General features: G+C 72.7%; 13 protein-coding genes. 6 read left to right on the forward strand and 7 right to left on the reverse strand.

Going from position 1 to position 12,719, the window contains the following annotated elements; all coding sequences use genetic code 11:
• Positions 1-140: 140 nt before the first annotated feature.
• Positions 141-596, reverse strand: coding sequence for an ankyrin repeat domain-containing protein (locus OO63_RS16060; protein ID WP_030361913.1), 456 nt, complete (start codon positions 594-596; stop codon positions 141-143).
• Between the two features lie 86 nt (positions 597-682).
• On the opposite strand from OO63_RS16060, the gene OO63_RS16065 reads away from it, so the two are divergent.
• Together OO63_RS16065 and OO63_RS16070 are read left to right on the forward strand one after the other, a co-directional pair.
• Complete coding sequence (locus OO63_RS16065) at positions 683-1,501, forward strand: maleylpyruvate isomerase N-terminal domain-containing protein (protein WP_030361914.1); 819 nt, start codon at positions 683-685, stop codon at positions 1,499-1,501.
• A 160-nt stretch (positions 1,502-1,661) separates the two neighbouring features.
• A complete protein-coding gene (locus OO63_RS16070) occupies positions 1,662-2,567 on the forward strand; it encodes an alpha/beta fold hydrolase (RefSeq protein WP_030361915.1) in 906 nt (301 codons plus the stop codon).
• A 33-nt stretch (positions 2,568-2,600) separates the two neighbouring features.
• On the opposite strand, the gene OO63_RS16075 is transcribed toward OO63_RS16070, so the two are convergent.
• Both OO63_RS16075 and OO63_RS16080 read right to left on the reverse strand, forming a co-directional pair.
• Entirely contained in the window at positions 2,601-3,146 is a 546-nt protein-coding gene (locus OO63_RS16075; protein WP_030361916.1) for a hypothetical protein, read from the reverse strand.
• 40 nt (positions 3,147-3,186) lie between these two features.
• Positions 3,187-3,792: a YceI family protein gene (locus OO63_RS16080; RefSeq protein ID WP_030361917.1), complete on the reverse strand. Its 606-nt coding sequence runs from the start codon at positions 3,790-3,792 to the stop codon at positions 3,187-3,189.
• Between the two features lie 299 nt (positions 3,793-4,091).
• Here OO63_RS16080 and OO63_RS16085 point away from each other — a divergent pair, with 299 nt between their 5' ends.
• The 4 genes from OO63_RS16085 (at position 4,092) to OO63_RS16100 (ending at position 7,822) form a co-directional block, all read left to right on the forward strand.
• Positions 4,092-4,625: a toxin-antitoxin system HicB family antitoxin gene (locus tag OO63_RS16085; RefSeq protein WP_030361918.1), complete on the forward strand. Its 534-nt coding sequence runs from the start codon at positions 4,092-4,094 to the stop codon at positions 4,623-4,625.
• A gap of 97 nt (positions 4,626-4,722) precedes the next feature.
• Complete coding sequence (locus OO63_RS16090) at positions 4,723-5,562, forward strand: DUF4097 family beta strand repeat-containing protein (RefSeq protein ID WP_030361919.1); 840 nt, start codon at positions 4,723-4,725, stop codon at positions 5,560-5,562.
• Positions 5,563-5,979: 417 nt separating this feature from the next.
• Positions 5,980-7,572, forward strand: a complete 1,593-nt coding sequence (locus OO63_RS16095) for an acyl-CoA carboxylase subunit beta (RefSeq protein ID WP_030361920.1) — start codon at positions 5,980-5,982, stop codon at positions 7,570-7,572.
• A 55-nt stretch (positions 7,573-7,627) separates the two neighbouring features.
• On the forward strand, positions 7,628-7,822 hold the full coding sequence (locus OO63_RS16100) for an acyl-CoA carboxylase subunit epsilon (protein ID WP_030361921.1): 195 nt from the start codon (positions 7,628-7,630) through the stop codon (positions 7,820-7,822).
• A gap of 93 nt (positions 7,823-7,915) precedes the next feature.
• On the opposite strand, the gene OO63_RS16105 is transcribed toward OO63_RS16100, so the two are convergent.
• From OO63_RS16105 to OO63_RS16120, 4 genes are all read right to left on the reverse strand, one after another.
• Positions 7,916-10,954 (reverse strand): NACHT domain-containing protein, encoded by a 3,039-nt coding sequence (locus tag OO63_RS16105; protein ID WP_078619168.1) that lies wholly within the window; start codon positions 10,952-10,954, stop codon positions 7,916-7,918.
• Between the two features lie 90 nt (positions 10,955-11,044).
• Complete coding sequence (locus OO63_RS16110) at positions 11,045-11,629, reverse strand: GTP-binding protein (RefSeq protein WP_030361923.1); 585 nt, start codon at positions 11,627-11,629, stop codon at positions 11,045-11,047.
• A complete protein-coding gene (locus OO63_RS16115) occupies positions 11,610-12,233 on the reverse strand; it encodes a DUF742 domain-containing protein (protein ID WP_051810932.1) in 624 nt (207 codons plus the stop codon). The genes OO63_RS16110 and OO63_RS16115 overlap by 20 nt, the downstream gene beginning before the upstream one ends.
• 62 nt (positions 12,234-12,295) lie before the next feature.
• Positions 12,296-12,709 carry a roadblock/LC7 domain-containing protein gene (locus tag OO63_RS16120; RefSeq protein ID WP_030361925.1) on the reverse strand — a complete coding sequence of 138 codons (414 nt, stop codon included), beginning with the start codon at positions 12,707-12,709 and terminating at the stop codon, positions 12,296-12,298.
• Positions 12,710-12,719: the final 10 nt, after the last annotated feature.

The raw sequence follows: 12,719 nt of genomic DNA on the forward strand, positions 1-12,719 counted from the left end.
CTTCGGGGGTGGGTTCTAGGTCTTCTTCGGTGGGTCGGCGCGGGGGTGCGGGGGCGGGCCTCGGCGGTGGGTCCGGCGTGGCGGCGCGGGCCTCTTCGGTGGGTCGGCGCGGTGGCGCGACGCCGACTCGTCGGACTTGCCTAGGCCGCCACCGCGTCCGTCGCGTCCGTCGCATCCTTCGCGCCCGCCGCGACGAGCAGTGCCGCCGTCTCGGGGTGGGGCCCCTGGCGCGCCCAGCGCAGCGGGGACCAGCCCGTGCCGTGGCCCTCGCGGAGGTTCGGGTCGGCGCCGTGTGCGAGCAGCGCCCGTACGGTCTCGGTGTGCCCCCAGCAGGCGGCCGCGCAGAGCGGCGTGCCGTCCGCGCCGAGGTGGGCGCCGAGGCTCTCGGTGTCGGGGGCGGCCCCGGCGGCCAGGAGCAGCCGGACGATCCCGGCCCGGCCGTTCACGGACGCCTCGTACAGCGGGGTGATCCCGTCGCTGTCGGGGCGCCGCGGATCGGCTCCGGCCCGCAGCAGGGTCCGTACGACGGTGGGGGTGTCCTGCCAGATGGCCTCGAAGAGCCGCCGGGAGAGCTTCTTCTGCTGTCGCTGTTTCATCGGGGCCGAGGCTAACGGCCGGGTACGTGGCACAACCACTCATTTCCGCCGTGGGCGGTGTCAGTGCCCGGGCCTACGGTGGGCCCATGTCGAAGCTGAGTCACGGCCGCCTCGGCCACCCCCGCACCTGCGACCAGATCACCGTGCAGGCCGACCAGTTGGCCACCCACCTCAAGGACGCCGACCTGTCGACACCCGTCCCCTCCTGCCCGGGCTGGACGGTGAACCAACTGGTCCGGCACCTGGGCCACGGCTACCGCTGGGCGGAGACGACGATCCGCACCCGCGCCGCGGGACCGCCCCCGGACACCGAGATGCGCGACCTCTCGGCGTACGCCGGCGAGGACCCCGCCGTCCTCGCCCCCTGGCTGCGCGAGAGCGCCGCGGGCCTCACCGACGCCCTGCGCGCCGCGGGCCCGGACGCCCCGGTGTGGACCCCGGTGCCGGGCGAGACGTCCGGCTTCTTCGCCCGCCGCTTCGCGCACGAGTCCCTGGTGCACCGGGCCGACGCGGCGCTCGCCCTCGGCATCGACTTCACCGTCCTGGACGAGGCCGTGGCCGTGGACGCCGTAGACGAGTGGATGGAGCTCGGCACGCATCCGCTGCAGCTCCAGTTCTTCCCGGAGAAGCGCGAGCTGCTCGGGCGGGGGAGCACCCTGCGCTTCCGGGCGACGGACGCCGCCCCCGCGGCCGGGGCGGACTGGCTGGTCGACCTCAGGGGCGACGCGCTCGCCTGGCGCCGCACGGACGACGAGCCCGGCGCGCCCGACGTCACCGTCAGCGGCCCCCTCACCGAACTGATCCTGACCCTCTACCGCCGCCGCCCGCCCGGCACCCCCGCGACCGAGGTCACGGGCGACGCCGCCCTCCTCGCCTTCTGGCTGGACCGCAACGGCTTCGGCTGACCGCGCGTTCACGACGTCGACGACCGGGACGCCCGAGCTGGCGGGCCCTTCCGGCTTGACGTGCGAACGATTGAACGAGACGATACGTATCGTCATGTGATGGTCGGCGCGACGGCCCCCTGCGCCCGCCGACCCCGCACCACCCTTCCGGGAGGCCCCGATGTACCACCCCGCCACCGAGCAGTACATCGACGCGGCCCCCGGAGTGCGCCTGTGGACCGAGCGCCGCGGCGCGCCCGACGCCCCGCCCCTGCTCCTGGTCATGGGCGCCGCGGCCGCCGGCGTCGGCTGGCCGGAGGAGATGGTGGACGCCCTGGCCGAGCACCACCACGTGATCCGCTACGACCACCGCGACACGGGCCGCTCGACGACGGCGTACGACGAACAGCCGTACCGGGTCGTGGACTTGGCGCGGGACGCGGTCGCCGTCCTGGACGCCCTGGAGATCCCCCGGGCGCACATGGCCGGGCTCTCCCTCGGTGGCATGCTGACCCAGCTGGTCCTCGCCGACCACCCCGACCGCGTCCTGAGCGCGACGCTCATGGGCACGTGCGCGCTGAGCACGCGTCCGTACGTCGCCCCGGACGGCACGTCCACGCCCGCGGCCGAGCTGCCGCCGATCTTCCCCGCGGTCCTGGAGATGTGGGCGCGCCCGGTCGAGGACGAGGGTCTCGAGGCCGAGCTGGACCGCCGCGTGGAGCACTGGCGGGTGCTCGGGGGCGATCAACTGCCGTTCGACGAGGGGTACTTCCGCGACCTGGAGCGGCGCGTCGTCGTGCACGCGGGCACGTACAAGGCGTCGACGGCGCACGGCCGCGCGGACGACTCGGGGATGCTACGCACGGCGCAGCTCGCGCGGAACGAGGTCCCGGTCCTGGTGACCGTGGCCCCCGCCGAGCCGGTCTTCCCGCCGCCGCACCCGCAGCACCTCGCGCAGGTCGTGGGAGGCGCCCGCCTGGTGGAGATCCCCGGCATGGGGCACGCGCTGCCCCCGGCCGTGCAGGGCCCGCTGGTGGCGGCGATCCTGGAGCACACGTCGGCCGCGGCGGCGCGCCGGGCCGGGTGAGGGCGGCGGGGGCGCGCCGAGGCGTGGGCGGGCTCAGGCGGTCGGCGGTCTGAGTCCGGGCAGTTCCCAGCGGCCGGAGTGGCCGGGCGGCAGCCCCAAGTCCTCCCGCACGGCGGCGTAGTAGCCCTCGCGGGCCGTGCGCTGGCGGGTGAGGAGGTCCTGCCAGGCCTCCGGGTCGTCGTGGGCGCCCGTGCGCAGGAACCGCTCCATCTCGATCACGACGATCACCCACACCCGGGCCCGCTCCACCACCCGCGGCGCGCCGAGCAGCAGCAGGGCCTCGCCCGCCGGGTCACGGGCGTCCGCGGCCTCGGCGAGCTGCGGCTCGGCCTCCTCGGCGGGCAGCGGGTGCGGATGCGGGTCGTTGCCCTGGTGGGCGGCGATCCGGTAGGTGAGCGTCACGGTCTGCTTCAGCACGCGCGCGTACTCGGTGTAGACCGCGAGGCGCCGCTCTTCCCAGCGGGCCTCGCGCTCGCGCCGGAAGCGGACGCGCTCACCGCGCATCACGGCGACGTACGACCCCATGGCACCGATGACCACGCCTATGAGGGCGGGCAGTTGGGACAGGAACTCGGACACCGCCGAACGGTACCGTGCCGTCCCGTCCGGCGGTCCGGTGTCACGCGGCGTTCTTGATCGCCGAGATGTCGAAGTTGAGCTTGATCTTGTCGGAGACGAGCACACCGCCGGTCTCCAGGGCCGCGTTCCAGGTCAGGCCCCACTCGGAGCGCAGGATCTCGGCCTTGCCCTCGAAGCCGACGCGCTCGTTGCCGAACGGGTCCTTCGCGGCGCCGTTGAACTCCAGGTCGATGCTCAGCGGCCTGGTGGTACCGAGGATCGTGAGGTCGCCGGTGATGCGGTAGTCGTCGCCGCCGAGGGCCTCGGCCTTGGTGGAGCGGAAGGTCATCTGCGGGAACTCGTCGGTCTTGAAGAAGTCGGCGCTCTTCAGATGGCCGTCGCGGTCCGCGTTGCCGGTGTCGATGCTCTCCATCGTGACGTCGAGGGACGCCGTCGACGCGGCCGGGTCGGCGCCGTCCAGGTGCAGCGCACCGCTGAACTCCTTGAAGGAGCCCTTGACGTTGGTGACCATCGCGTGCCGGGCGACGAAGCCGATCGACGAGTGCGCAGGGTCGAGCGTGTAGTCACCCGTCAGCGCGCCCAGATCCGGGGCGGCCCCGGCGGTCGCGGGGGTGGCGCTGTCGTCCTTGCGGCTGAAGATTCCCATGACGTGCTCCTCGGGGGACGGGCCGGGCCCCGGGCCTTCGGGGGGTGCTGAGCCACGGCCGTGAGTAGTTGAGTGTTCAACGAGATTGACTGTAACGCTACTCGGTTCAATATTCAACATCAAGCGGAGCGTGTCGAGACGATTACGCGTCGAGTGTGAAGAGGCGGGGCCGAATGGCGGAGCTCGGACATAAGGGACGTCGATGGCAGTCTGCGTGGCGCCATGGCGGGCCGGGGAAGATGGCAGTTCTGGGGCGTCAAGAACTTGTCATGGCGCCATTGTGGTGCCAGACTGATGCCATGAATCTCACGCCGTATGTCGACCAACTCCGGCAGGAGCTCGCGGTCGCCGCAGAGGCCGGTGGTGAGGACGCTCGCGCGATCGCCGAGCGTCTGATCGCGCCGCTGGAGTCGGCCACCCGGCTCACCATGCTGAATGTGCTGTCCGCGGCCATGGACGAGATTACCCGAGACCTGGCCCCGGGCTCGGTCGACGTGCGTCTGCGTGGCGGCGACCCGGACTTCGTGGTGACGCCCGCCCCGGCGGGCGAGGGCTTCGACGCGATGCCCATGGACCTGCGCGCGGCCCGGTCCGGCACCGCCCCCGCCCCCGTGCCCGAGCCGGAGGAGGGCGGCACGGCCCGCATCAACCTCCGGCTGCCGATGCACCTCAAGGCCCAGGCCGAGGAGGCCGCCACCGCCGAGAGCCTGTCGGTCAACGCCTGGCTGGTCCGCACCGTCGCCGACGCGCTCAAGCAGGGCGCCCCGGCCCAGCGGTCCACACCCCGCGACCACCTGGGCGCGGGCAACAGCTATACGGGATGGGCGCGTTAGCGGCTCCGCCCCGCCAGCCGTCCGGCCCGGCCGGGACCGCATCACGGGACCGAGCGCGGACCGGACGACCCGTCAGGATCAGGATGAGGACAGCCCCATGCCAACCTTCGACACCGCCAAGCCCGTCTACGCCTCGGTGATCCTGGAGGTCGGGGCGGTGCGGATCACCGCCTCGGACCGCGCCGACACCGTCGTCGACGTGCGGCCGAGCACCGAGTCGCGCCCGGCCGACGTGCGCGCCGCCGAGCGCACCCTGGTCGAGTACGCGAACGGACGGCTCCTGGTGAAGGGCCCCAAGGAGCGCTCGCTGTTCGGCCGGGGCTCGTCCGTCGACGTGGAGATCGCGCTCCCGGAGGGCTCGCACATCGACGTCACCACGTCCGTGGCCGACTTCGGCGCGGCCGGGCGCGTCGGGGAGTGCGAGGTGAAGACCTCGGCCGGGGACGTCCGGGTCGAGTGGGCGGGCTCGGCGCGGCTGCACACCGGGCACGGCCAGGTCGTGGTCGACCGCGCGGAGGGTCCCGTCGACGTCACCACCGCGTCCGGCGGGGTCCAGCTCGGCGAGATCGGCGGCGCCGCCGTCATCAAGAACTCCAATGGCCCGACCGAGGTCGGCGAGGCCGTCGGCGACCTGCGCGTGAAGGCCTCGAACGGCACCATCACCGTCGGCCGCGCGCTCTCCGACGTCAGCATCAGGACGGCCAACGGCGCCGTCGAGGTCGGCGAGGTCGTGCGCGGCGGCGTCGTCCTGGAGACCGGCATCGGCCGCATCGACATCGGCGTCCGCGAGGGCACCGCCGCCTGGCTCGATGTCCGCACCAAGGTGGGCACCGTGCGGCAGGCGCTCGGCACCTCCGAGGGCCCCGGCGACTCCGGCGAGACGGTCCAGGTGCGTGCGCGCACGGGGGCCGGCGACATCGTGATCCACCGGGTCTGAGCGGGGCGCGGCCGAGGGGTGCGGGGCCCTCCGGGGCGCCTCGCGCCGGGTGCCGGCGGTCGCCCGCCGGTTGTCGGGCCCCGCCAACTCGGCGAGCTGTCGGTCCGGGCCGTTGTCCTCTGTCGGCCGCGCGGGTGGCGCGCACCCGTGCGGGCCTTTCCGTCGGCGTCCTGCGGCGACCGTCACGGGTGGTGACCCGCGACTGCGCGGCGCGTCCGGAGCGGCCCGCCCCGGCCCTGGGTGTGACTTGAGTCTCACTGGCGTCGGTTGTGGAATCCCTACAGCCCAATGGGCCTCTGAGCAGTCACTTCGGCTGCACCCCCGGGCGCTTCTGTTCGGGGGTGCCAGGAAAACGGTCCGGAGACTGTGCAGAGTCGACGGTCCGTTTTCCCCCGTGTCCTTCGTAAGGTCGAGAGCATGACCGTTTTGGACGAAGCTGGATCTTCCGCGGGGGAGCCCACCGACGCGCGGGGCCGAGTGGCCGAGTTGGCCGAGATCCGTGCGCAGGCGCTGGCGGGGCCCAGTGAGAAGGCGACCGAGGCGCAGCACGCCAAGGGCAAGCTGACGGCGCGGGAGCGGATCGGGCTCCTCCTCGACGAGGGGTCGTTCCAGGAGGTCGAGCAGCTGCGGCGGCACCGGGCCCAGGGCTTCGGCCTGGAGGCCAAGAAGCCGTACACCGACGGTGTCATCACCGGCTGGGGCACGGTCGAGGGCCGCACGGTCTTCGTGTACGCCCACGACTTCCGGATCTTCGGCGGTGCCCTCGGCGAGGCGCACGCCACCAAGATCCACAAGATCATGGACATGGCCATCGCGGCCGGCGCGCCCCTGGTCTCCCTGAACGACGGCGCGGGCGCCCGCATCCAGGAGGGCGTCTCCGCCCTCGCCGGGTACGGCGGCATCTTCCAGCGCAACACCAAGGCCTCGGGTGTCATCCCGCAGATCTCGGTGATGCTCGGCCCGTGCGCGGGCGGCGCGGCCTACAGCCCCGCCCTGACCGACTTCGTGTTCATGGTCCGCGACACCTCGCAGATGTTCATCACCGGCCCGGACGTGGTCCGCGCGGTGACCGGCGAGGAGATCTCCCAGAACGGCCTGGGCGGCGCGGACGTGCACGCCGAGACCTCGGGCGTCTGCCACTTCGCGTACGACGACGAGGAGACCTGCCTCGCCGAGGTCCGCTACCTGCTCGCGATGCTCCCGCAGAACAACCGCGAGAACCCGCCGGTGGCGCCCTCCGACGACCCCGTCGAGCGCCGCAGCGACGTGCTGCTCGACCTGGTCCCCGCCGACGGCAACCGGCCGTACGACATGGCGAAGGTCATCGAGGAACTCGTCGACGACGGCGACTACTTGGAGGTCCACGAGCGCTGGGCCCGCAACATCATCTGTGCCCTGGCCCGTCTCGACGGCCAGGTCGTCGGCATCGTCGCCAACCAGCCGCAGTCCCTCGCGGGCGTCCTGGACATCGAGGCCTCCGAGAAGGCGGCCCGCTTCGTCCAGATGTGCGACGCCTTCAACATCCCGATCGTCACGCTCCTCGACGTCCCCGGCTTCCTGCCCGGCGTCGACCAGGAGCACGGCGGCATCATCCGCCACGGCGCCAAGCTGCTCTACGCCTACTGCAACGCGACCGTGCCCCGGATCTCCCTGATCCTTCGCAAGGCCTACGGCGGCGCGTACATCGTCATGGACAGCCAGTCCATCGGCGCCGACCTGACCTACGCCTGGCCCACCAACGAGATCGCCGTCATGGGCGCCGAGGGCGCGGCCAACGTCATCTTCCGCCGTCAGATCGCCGCCGCCGAGGACCCCGAGGCCATGCGCGCCCGCATGGTCAAGGAGTACAAGGCCGAGCTGATGCACCCGTACTACGCCGCCGAGCGCGGACTCGTCGACGACGTGATCGACCCGGCCGAGACCCGCGCCGTGCTGATCAACTCCCTCGCGATGCTCCGCAACAAGCACGCCGACCTGCCCTCGCGCAAGCACGGCAACCCGCCGCAGTAGCGGCGCACCCCAGACCTTTTCCGTCCGCCGCAGTTCCCACAAGGAGCACACTGCAATGAGCACTCCCGACATCCGCGTCGAGAAGGGCCACGCCGAGCCCGAGGAGGTCGCGGCCCTCACCGCGATCCTGATCGCCCGCGCCGCCGCGCAGCCCGACGTGGCCCCCGCCCACCGCGGCCGCGACAAGGCCGGCTGGCGCCGCCTGGAGCGCACGCCGGGCTTCCGCGCCCCGCACAGCTGGCAGGGCTGAGCGCCCCTGACGTGAGCGACGGGCCCCGTCCCCGCCCCGGAATCCCCGGGGCGGGGACGGGGCCCGTCCTTGTCTGCGGGCCGCGCCGTCTCCCTAGGGCTCGTTCAGGGGGTGCGGTCGCCCGGCCTGGGTCACGCACCGCCAGGCCTCCAGACCCGGGCGGGGTTCAAGACCGGGCGGAAGGACGCACTCCACGACGGTCAGGGAGAGGTCCGCGACGCCCGCCCGCAGGGGCGCCCAGTCGCGGAGGTCGTAGCCGGTGAGCTCCAGCTCCCGCAGCTGGGCGAGGAGGGCGCCGTCGTCCAGACCGCGCGGGCTTCCCCTGCCCGCGAGGGTGAGGCGCCGGAGCCGGTCGTAGCCGGAGAGCGGCCCCACGTCGTAGTCGGCGGGCAGCTCGCCGAGGCGCAGATGCCGGAGCTTCGACGGCAGCGGCACGGCGGCGAGCGGGGGCAGGTCCCGGAAGCGCAGCGTCAGGATGCTGAGCCGGGCGAACTCCCGCAGCACCTCGATGCGGTGCAGCCGGCCACGCCCCGACAGGGACAGGATCGCCAGGTCGGGGTGGATGCCGAGCAGGGACAGATCGGCCTCGCCGCGCACGGCCGCGAGCCACAGGGCACGCAGCGGGGGCAGCTCGGCCATCCGGGTCAGGTCCGCGATCGGATACTCCACGGCGACCCAGCGGATCTGGTCGAGCCCGGTCGCGTACGCCCACTGCCCGGGATGGCTGAGATGCATGATCAGCTCGCCGAGGGGCAGCTTCGGCAGCACCGTGCGCGCGTACGCGGCCACGTCGAAGTACTCCCAGGAGTCGAGCAGATGCTGCCCCACTCCGACCTCCGCGGCCCCCGCGTACCGCTCCAGATGGGCCAGCGCCCCGTCCCCGCCGATCTGCGCCACCGTCGCCACGGTCGCCGCCGCGGCCGTGGCGCTCAGGCCCGCAAGCGTCTCGGGCAGCAGCCGCAACAACGGCGGCCCCACCGCCGCCAGGGACGCCACCTCCGACTGCCGCCGCGGCGGCACCAGCCGCGCCACGGCCTCGTCGAGCCGCGCCGCGAGGGCGTCGGGGACCGACGGCATCGTCTCCTGACAGGAGGCCGCGACCAGCCGCAGCGCCCGCGAATGCCGGGGCTCGCGCTCGGCCCGCTCCAGGACACCGCCGAGCAACTCCTCCTGCTGGGTGCGGTTGGCGTGGCCCGCCGCCATCACCACCGTCTCCCGCCACAGGTCCAGGTGCGCCCGCCCCACCAGATTCCCGATCCGGTCCTCCACGGCCGCCTCGTACGCCGCCAGATACTCCTGGAACGTCCGGTGCACGAAGTCCAGACGGCCCTCGGCGGGGGAGCGGAGCACCCCGGAGCGGTGCAGCAGATGGTCCAGGACGGCCGGTCCTTCGAGGCCGTCCAGGTGCCGCATCGCGGCGAGCTTCGCGGTGACGTGGCCCGCGGCCCGCTCCACCGCGATCTCCGTGCGGCTGTTGTCGGACAGACGCCAGGCCAGGTCGCGCAGCAGGCACAGCTTGTCGGTCAGCGTCAGCGGCACCGGCAGCTCGCTGAGCACGCCCCGGTCGCTGTCCCGCTGCTGCACCAGGACTTCGAGGGTCATGCGGTACAGCTCCATGCGGTTGCGGGGGAGCTGGCCCCTGCGCGCCAGGTGCAGCGCGCACAGCAGCGCCGCGAGCAGCGGGTTCGTCGCCAGGGACTGCAGGTGGGGGCGGTCCTGGAGGTTGGTCACCAGAGAGCGTTCGTAGCGCGGCAGGTCCTCCTCCGCGCACGACAGGCCGGAGCCGTCCCGCACCGCCTGGTGCCACTGGCGGATGAAGGAGGTCAGGTCGGCCGGGGTCATCCGCGCCAGGTGCAGGGCGGTGAACTCCTCGGCGCGCAGCCAGTCGCTCCGGGCCGCTGCGGGCCGGGACGTCACGACGACCCGGGAGTCCGGGTACTGGTGCAGCAGCCCGCGCAGCCACTCCCGCACGCCCCGCCGCTCACCCGCGAGCAGTTCGTCGACGCCGTCCACCAGGAGCAGCACCCGCCCGTCCGCGAACGCCCGGTGCATCCACCCGGCGGGCATCAGCCCCGTCAGCGGCCCCGCCACCCGGTCCAGCATCGCCTCCGGCGCGGGCGGCCTGCTCCCCGCGTACTGCCGCAGCTTGACCAGGACCGGGATCAGGCCGTTCCACTCGGCGAGGTCCCCGGTGAAGGCGCCGCGCGCCGCCGTCACCGCGAGCCACTGCAGGAGCGTCGTCTTTCCGGAACCGGCCTCGCCGCGCAGGAGCACCCGGGGCGCGTCCCGCAGCGCCGCCTCCACCCGCATGCTGGAGGACCGCTCGGCCTCGCGCGGCTCCCAGTCCTGGGCGCCGGACCGCAGCGCGGGCCGCGGCCGGTCCCGGCGACGGGCCCCGCCGTCCTCCGATGTGCGCAGGCTGACGTACGCCACGGACAGCTTGGTGCGCGGCGCGCGGTCGGACGGGCCGAGGCCGAACAGCTCGATCTCGTCCAGGGACTTGCTCACCAGGCTCAGATACTGGTTGCGGAACGCCTCGTCCTCGCCGGTGCCCTGCGGCGCGTACAGGGAGCGGGCCGGGAGGCGTTCCAGGACCTTCTGGAGCTCGTCCGCGAGCGAGGTCGACCGGGCCAGGAGGTCGGTGACGGCGCGCTCGGTGAACACCGGCAGCCTGCGCAGGACCCGGACGTAGCAGTCGCAGCACTCGGCGAGGACGATCTCGTGGAAGCGTGCCTCCACCTCCGAGAAGCCCTCCGGCACCGGCACCGCCGCGCGCACCCGTCGGGTCAGCTCGGCCGGGTCCGCGTCCGAGCCGAGCACGGCCTCGTCGGAGAGATCAGCGCGTACGAAGGCGTCGGTGACCGCCGCGAGGACCGCCTCGCGGCCGTTCTCCGTCAGCCCGCGGAACTCGTGTTCCAGGAGGGGTTGTACACGTCCGGCGACGGCGTCCGCGATCTGCTCGAACTGCCGCTCCACGCCCCGCCGCGCCCGCAGCCCCGGCACCCGCACCCGGATCAGCTCGCTCATGGACGCGTGGGCCTGCTGTTCGCGCTCCTTGGGGGCGAGCCACAGTCGCACCGCCCTCGTCGCCACCGTGCCGCCCAGCCGTAACGCCGCCGCCTCCGCACTCATGCACAGAATTGTGGGCGAACGGACACACCGGCGGGGCCCGTTCCGGCGAGTTCCGGCAACCGGGCCCCGCCTGGCGAGGTTTCGGCGGTGCTACCGCAGGCGGGCCATCAGCGCGTGCTCGACCAGAGTGATCAGCGCGCTCTTCGCGTCCGCGCGGTGGCGGGCGTCGGTGGTGATGATCGGGGTGTCCGGGCCGATCTGCAGGGCCTCGCGGACCTCGTCGGGGGTGTACGGCTGGTGGCCGTCGAAGCCGTTGAGGGCGATGACGAAGGGCAGACCGGAGTTCTCGAAGTAGTCGACGGCGGGGAAGCAGTCGGCGAGCCGCCTCGTGTCGACCAGGACGACCGCGCCGATGGCGCCACGGACCAAGTCGTCCCACATGAACCAGAAACGGTCCTGTCCGGGCGTGCCGAACAGGTACAGGATCAGGTCCTGGTCCAGGGTGATGCGACCGAAGTCCATGGCGACGGTGGTCGTCGTCTTGTCCCCGGTGTGGGTGAGGTCGTCGATGCCCGCGGACGCGGACGTCATGACGGCCTCGGTGCGCAGCGGGTTGATCTCAGAGACCGCCCCGACGAACGTGGTCTTGCCCACGCCGAAGCCGCCCGCCACCACGATTTTCGCGCTGGTGGTGGAGCGGGCTGTTGCTCCGCCGCTAGAGCTTGCGAAGTCCACTGAGCACCCTTTCGAGCAGTGTCACGTCTGGCTGGCCGCCGGCGGTCTCGTCGCCGCCGGGCTGATGGATGGCGACAAGTCCGGCCTCCGCCAGGTCGGCGACGAGGATCCGGGCAACGCCGAGGGGGATGGAGAGCAGGGCCGAGATCTCGGCCACCGATTTGATCTCGCGGCACAGGTTGCAGATGCGCTGGTGTTCAGGCAACTGTCCCTGCAGCTGATGCGGTTGTGCGGTGGTGTGCACCAGCGCCTCGATGGCGAGCTGGTAGCGGGGCCTGGTGCGGCCGCCCGTCATGGCGTACGGGCGCACCAGGGGGTTGGACGCGGCCGGTGCGGGCGCCGGCTCCGGGGAGCGGCGTTGCGGCTGCACCGGCTGGATCCGGGGTGCGTAGGGCTGGTCGTACGGGCTGGGTCCGGGCGCCTGGGGGCCCGGCTGCCGGTACGGCGGCTGACGGCGGTGGCTGGGCGCGGAGGGGAAGTTGTACCGGTTCTGCGAACCGTCACCCTGGCCCTGGCCGTGGCCGGAAGGCCAGTTGGCCGAAGACGAACCGTCTGGGGGTGTTGCAGCCACGTACTCCTCCTCCGAAACTGTGCCCGGCACCATCACTGTGGAGCCGCGTCCCGAAACCTTACGACCCCGGGACGCGAATACGCACCGTCTGTCTGTCAGTTGAGCAGGCTCCCCTGAAGCTCCGCGCGCAGGTCCGGAGTGAGGACCGTGCCCGCTCGGTCGACGAGAAGTGCCATCTCGTACCCAATGAGACCGATGTCCGCCTCTGGGTGGGCGAGTACGGCGAGGGACGATCCGTCGGAGATGGACATGATGAAGAGAAATCCTCGCTCCATCTCCACAACGGTCTGGGTCACAGAGCCGCCCTCGAAGATCCGGGAGGCCCCGGCCGTGAGGGAGGTCAGGCCCGACGCGACGGCCGCGAGCTGATCGGCTCGGTCGCGCGGGAAGCCTTCGGACATCGCCAGAAGGAGTCCGTCGGCGGAGACCACCACGGTGTGGGACACCCCGGGGGTGTTGTCCACGAAGTTGGTGATCAACCAGTTCAGGTTCTGCGCCGCCTGGCTCATCGGGCTCACA

The sequence above is a fragment of the Streptomyces alboflavus genome (assembly GCF_000716675.1).
In the GTDB taxonomy this organism is placed as follows: domain Bacteria; phylum Actinomycetota; class Actinomycetes; order Streptomycetales; family Streptomycetaceae; genus Streptomyces; species Streptomyces alboflavus.

Coding starts and splice junctions, on each gene's coding strand:
- OO63_RS16065 (WP_030361914.1), top strand. CDS start 683: ATGTCGAAGCTGAGTCACGGCCGCCTCGGCCACCCCCGCACCTGCGAC.
- OO63_RS16080 (WP_030361917.1), bottom strand. CDS start 3,792: ATGGGAATCTTCAGCCGCAAGGACGACAGCGCCACCCCCGCGACCGCC.
- OO63_RS16100 (WP_030361921.1), top strand. CDS start 7,628: ATGAGCACTCCCGACATCCGCGTCGAGAAGGGCCACGCCGAGCCCGAG.
- OO63_RS16085 (WP_030361918.1), top strand. CDS start 4,092: ATGAATCTCACGCCGTATGTCGACCAACTCCGGCAGGAGCTCGCGGTC.
- OO63_RS16095 (WP_030361920.1), top strand. CDS start 5,980: ATGACCGTTTTGGACGAAGCTGGATCTTCCGCGGGGGAGCCCACCGAC.
- OO63_RS16090 (WP_030361919.1), top strand. CDS start 4,723: ATGCCAACCTTCGACACCGCCAAGCCCGTCTACGCCTCGGTGATCCTG.
- OO63_RS16060 (WP_030361913.1), bottom strand. CDS start 596: ATGAAACAGCGACAGCAGAAGAAGCTCTCCCGGCGGCTCTTCGAGGCC.
- OO63_RS16105 (WP_078619168.1), bottom strand. CDS start 10,954: ATGAGTGCGGAGGCGGCGGCGTTACGGCTGGGCGGCACGGTGGCGACG.
- OO63_RS16115 (WP_051810932.1), bottom strand. CDS start 12,233: ATGGTGCCGGGCACAGTTTCGGAGGAGGAGTACGTGGCTGCAACACCC.
- OO63_RS16070 (WP_030361915.1), top strand. CDS start 1,662: ATGTACCACCCCGCCACCGAGCAGTACATCGACGCGGCCCCCGGAGTG.
- OO63_RS16120 (WP_030361925.1), bottom strand. CDS start 12,709: ATGAGCCAGGCGGCGCAGAACCTGAACTGGTTGATCACCAACTTCGTG.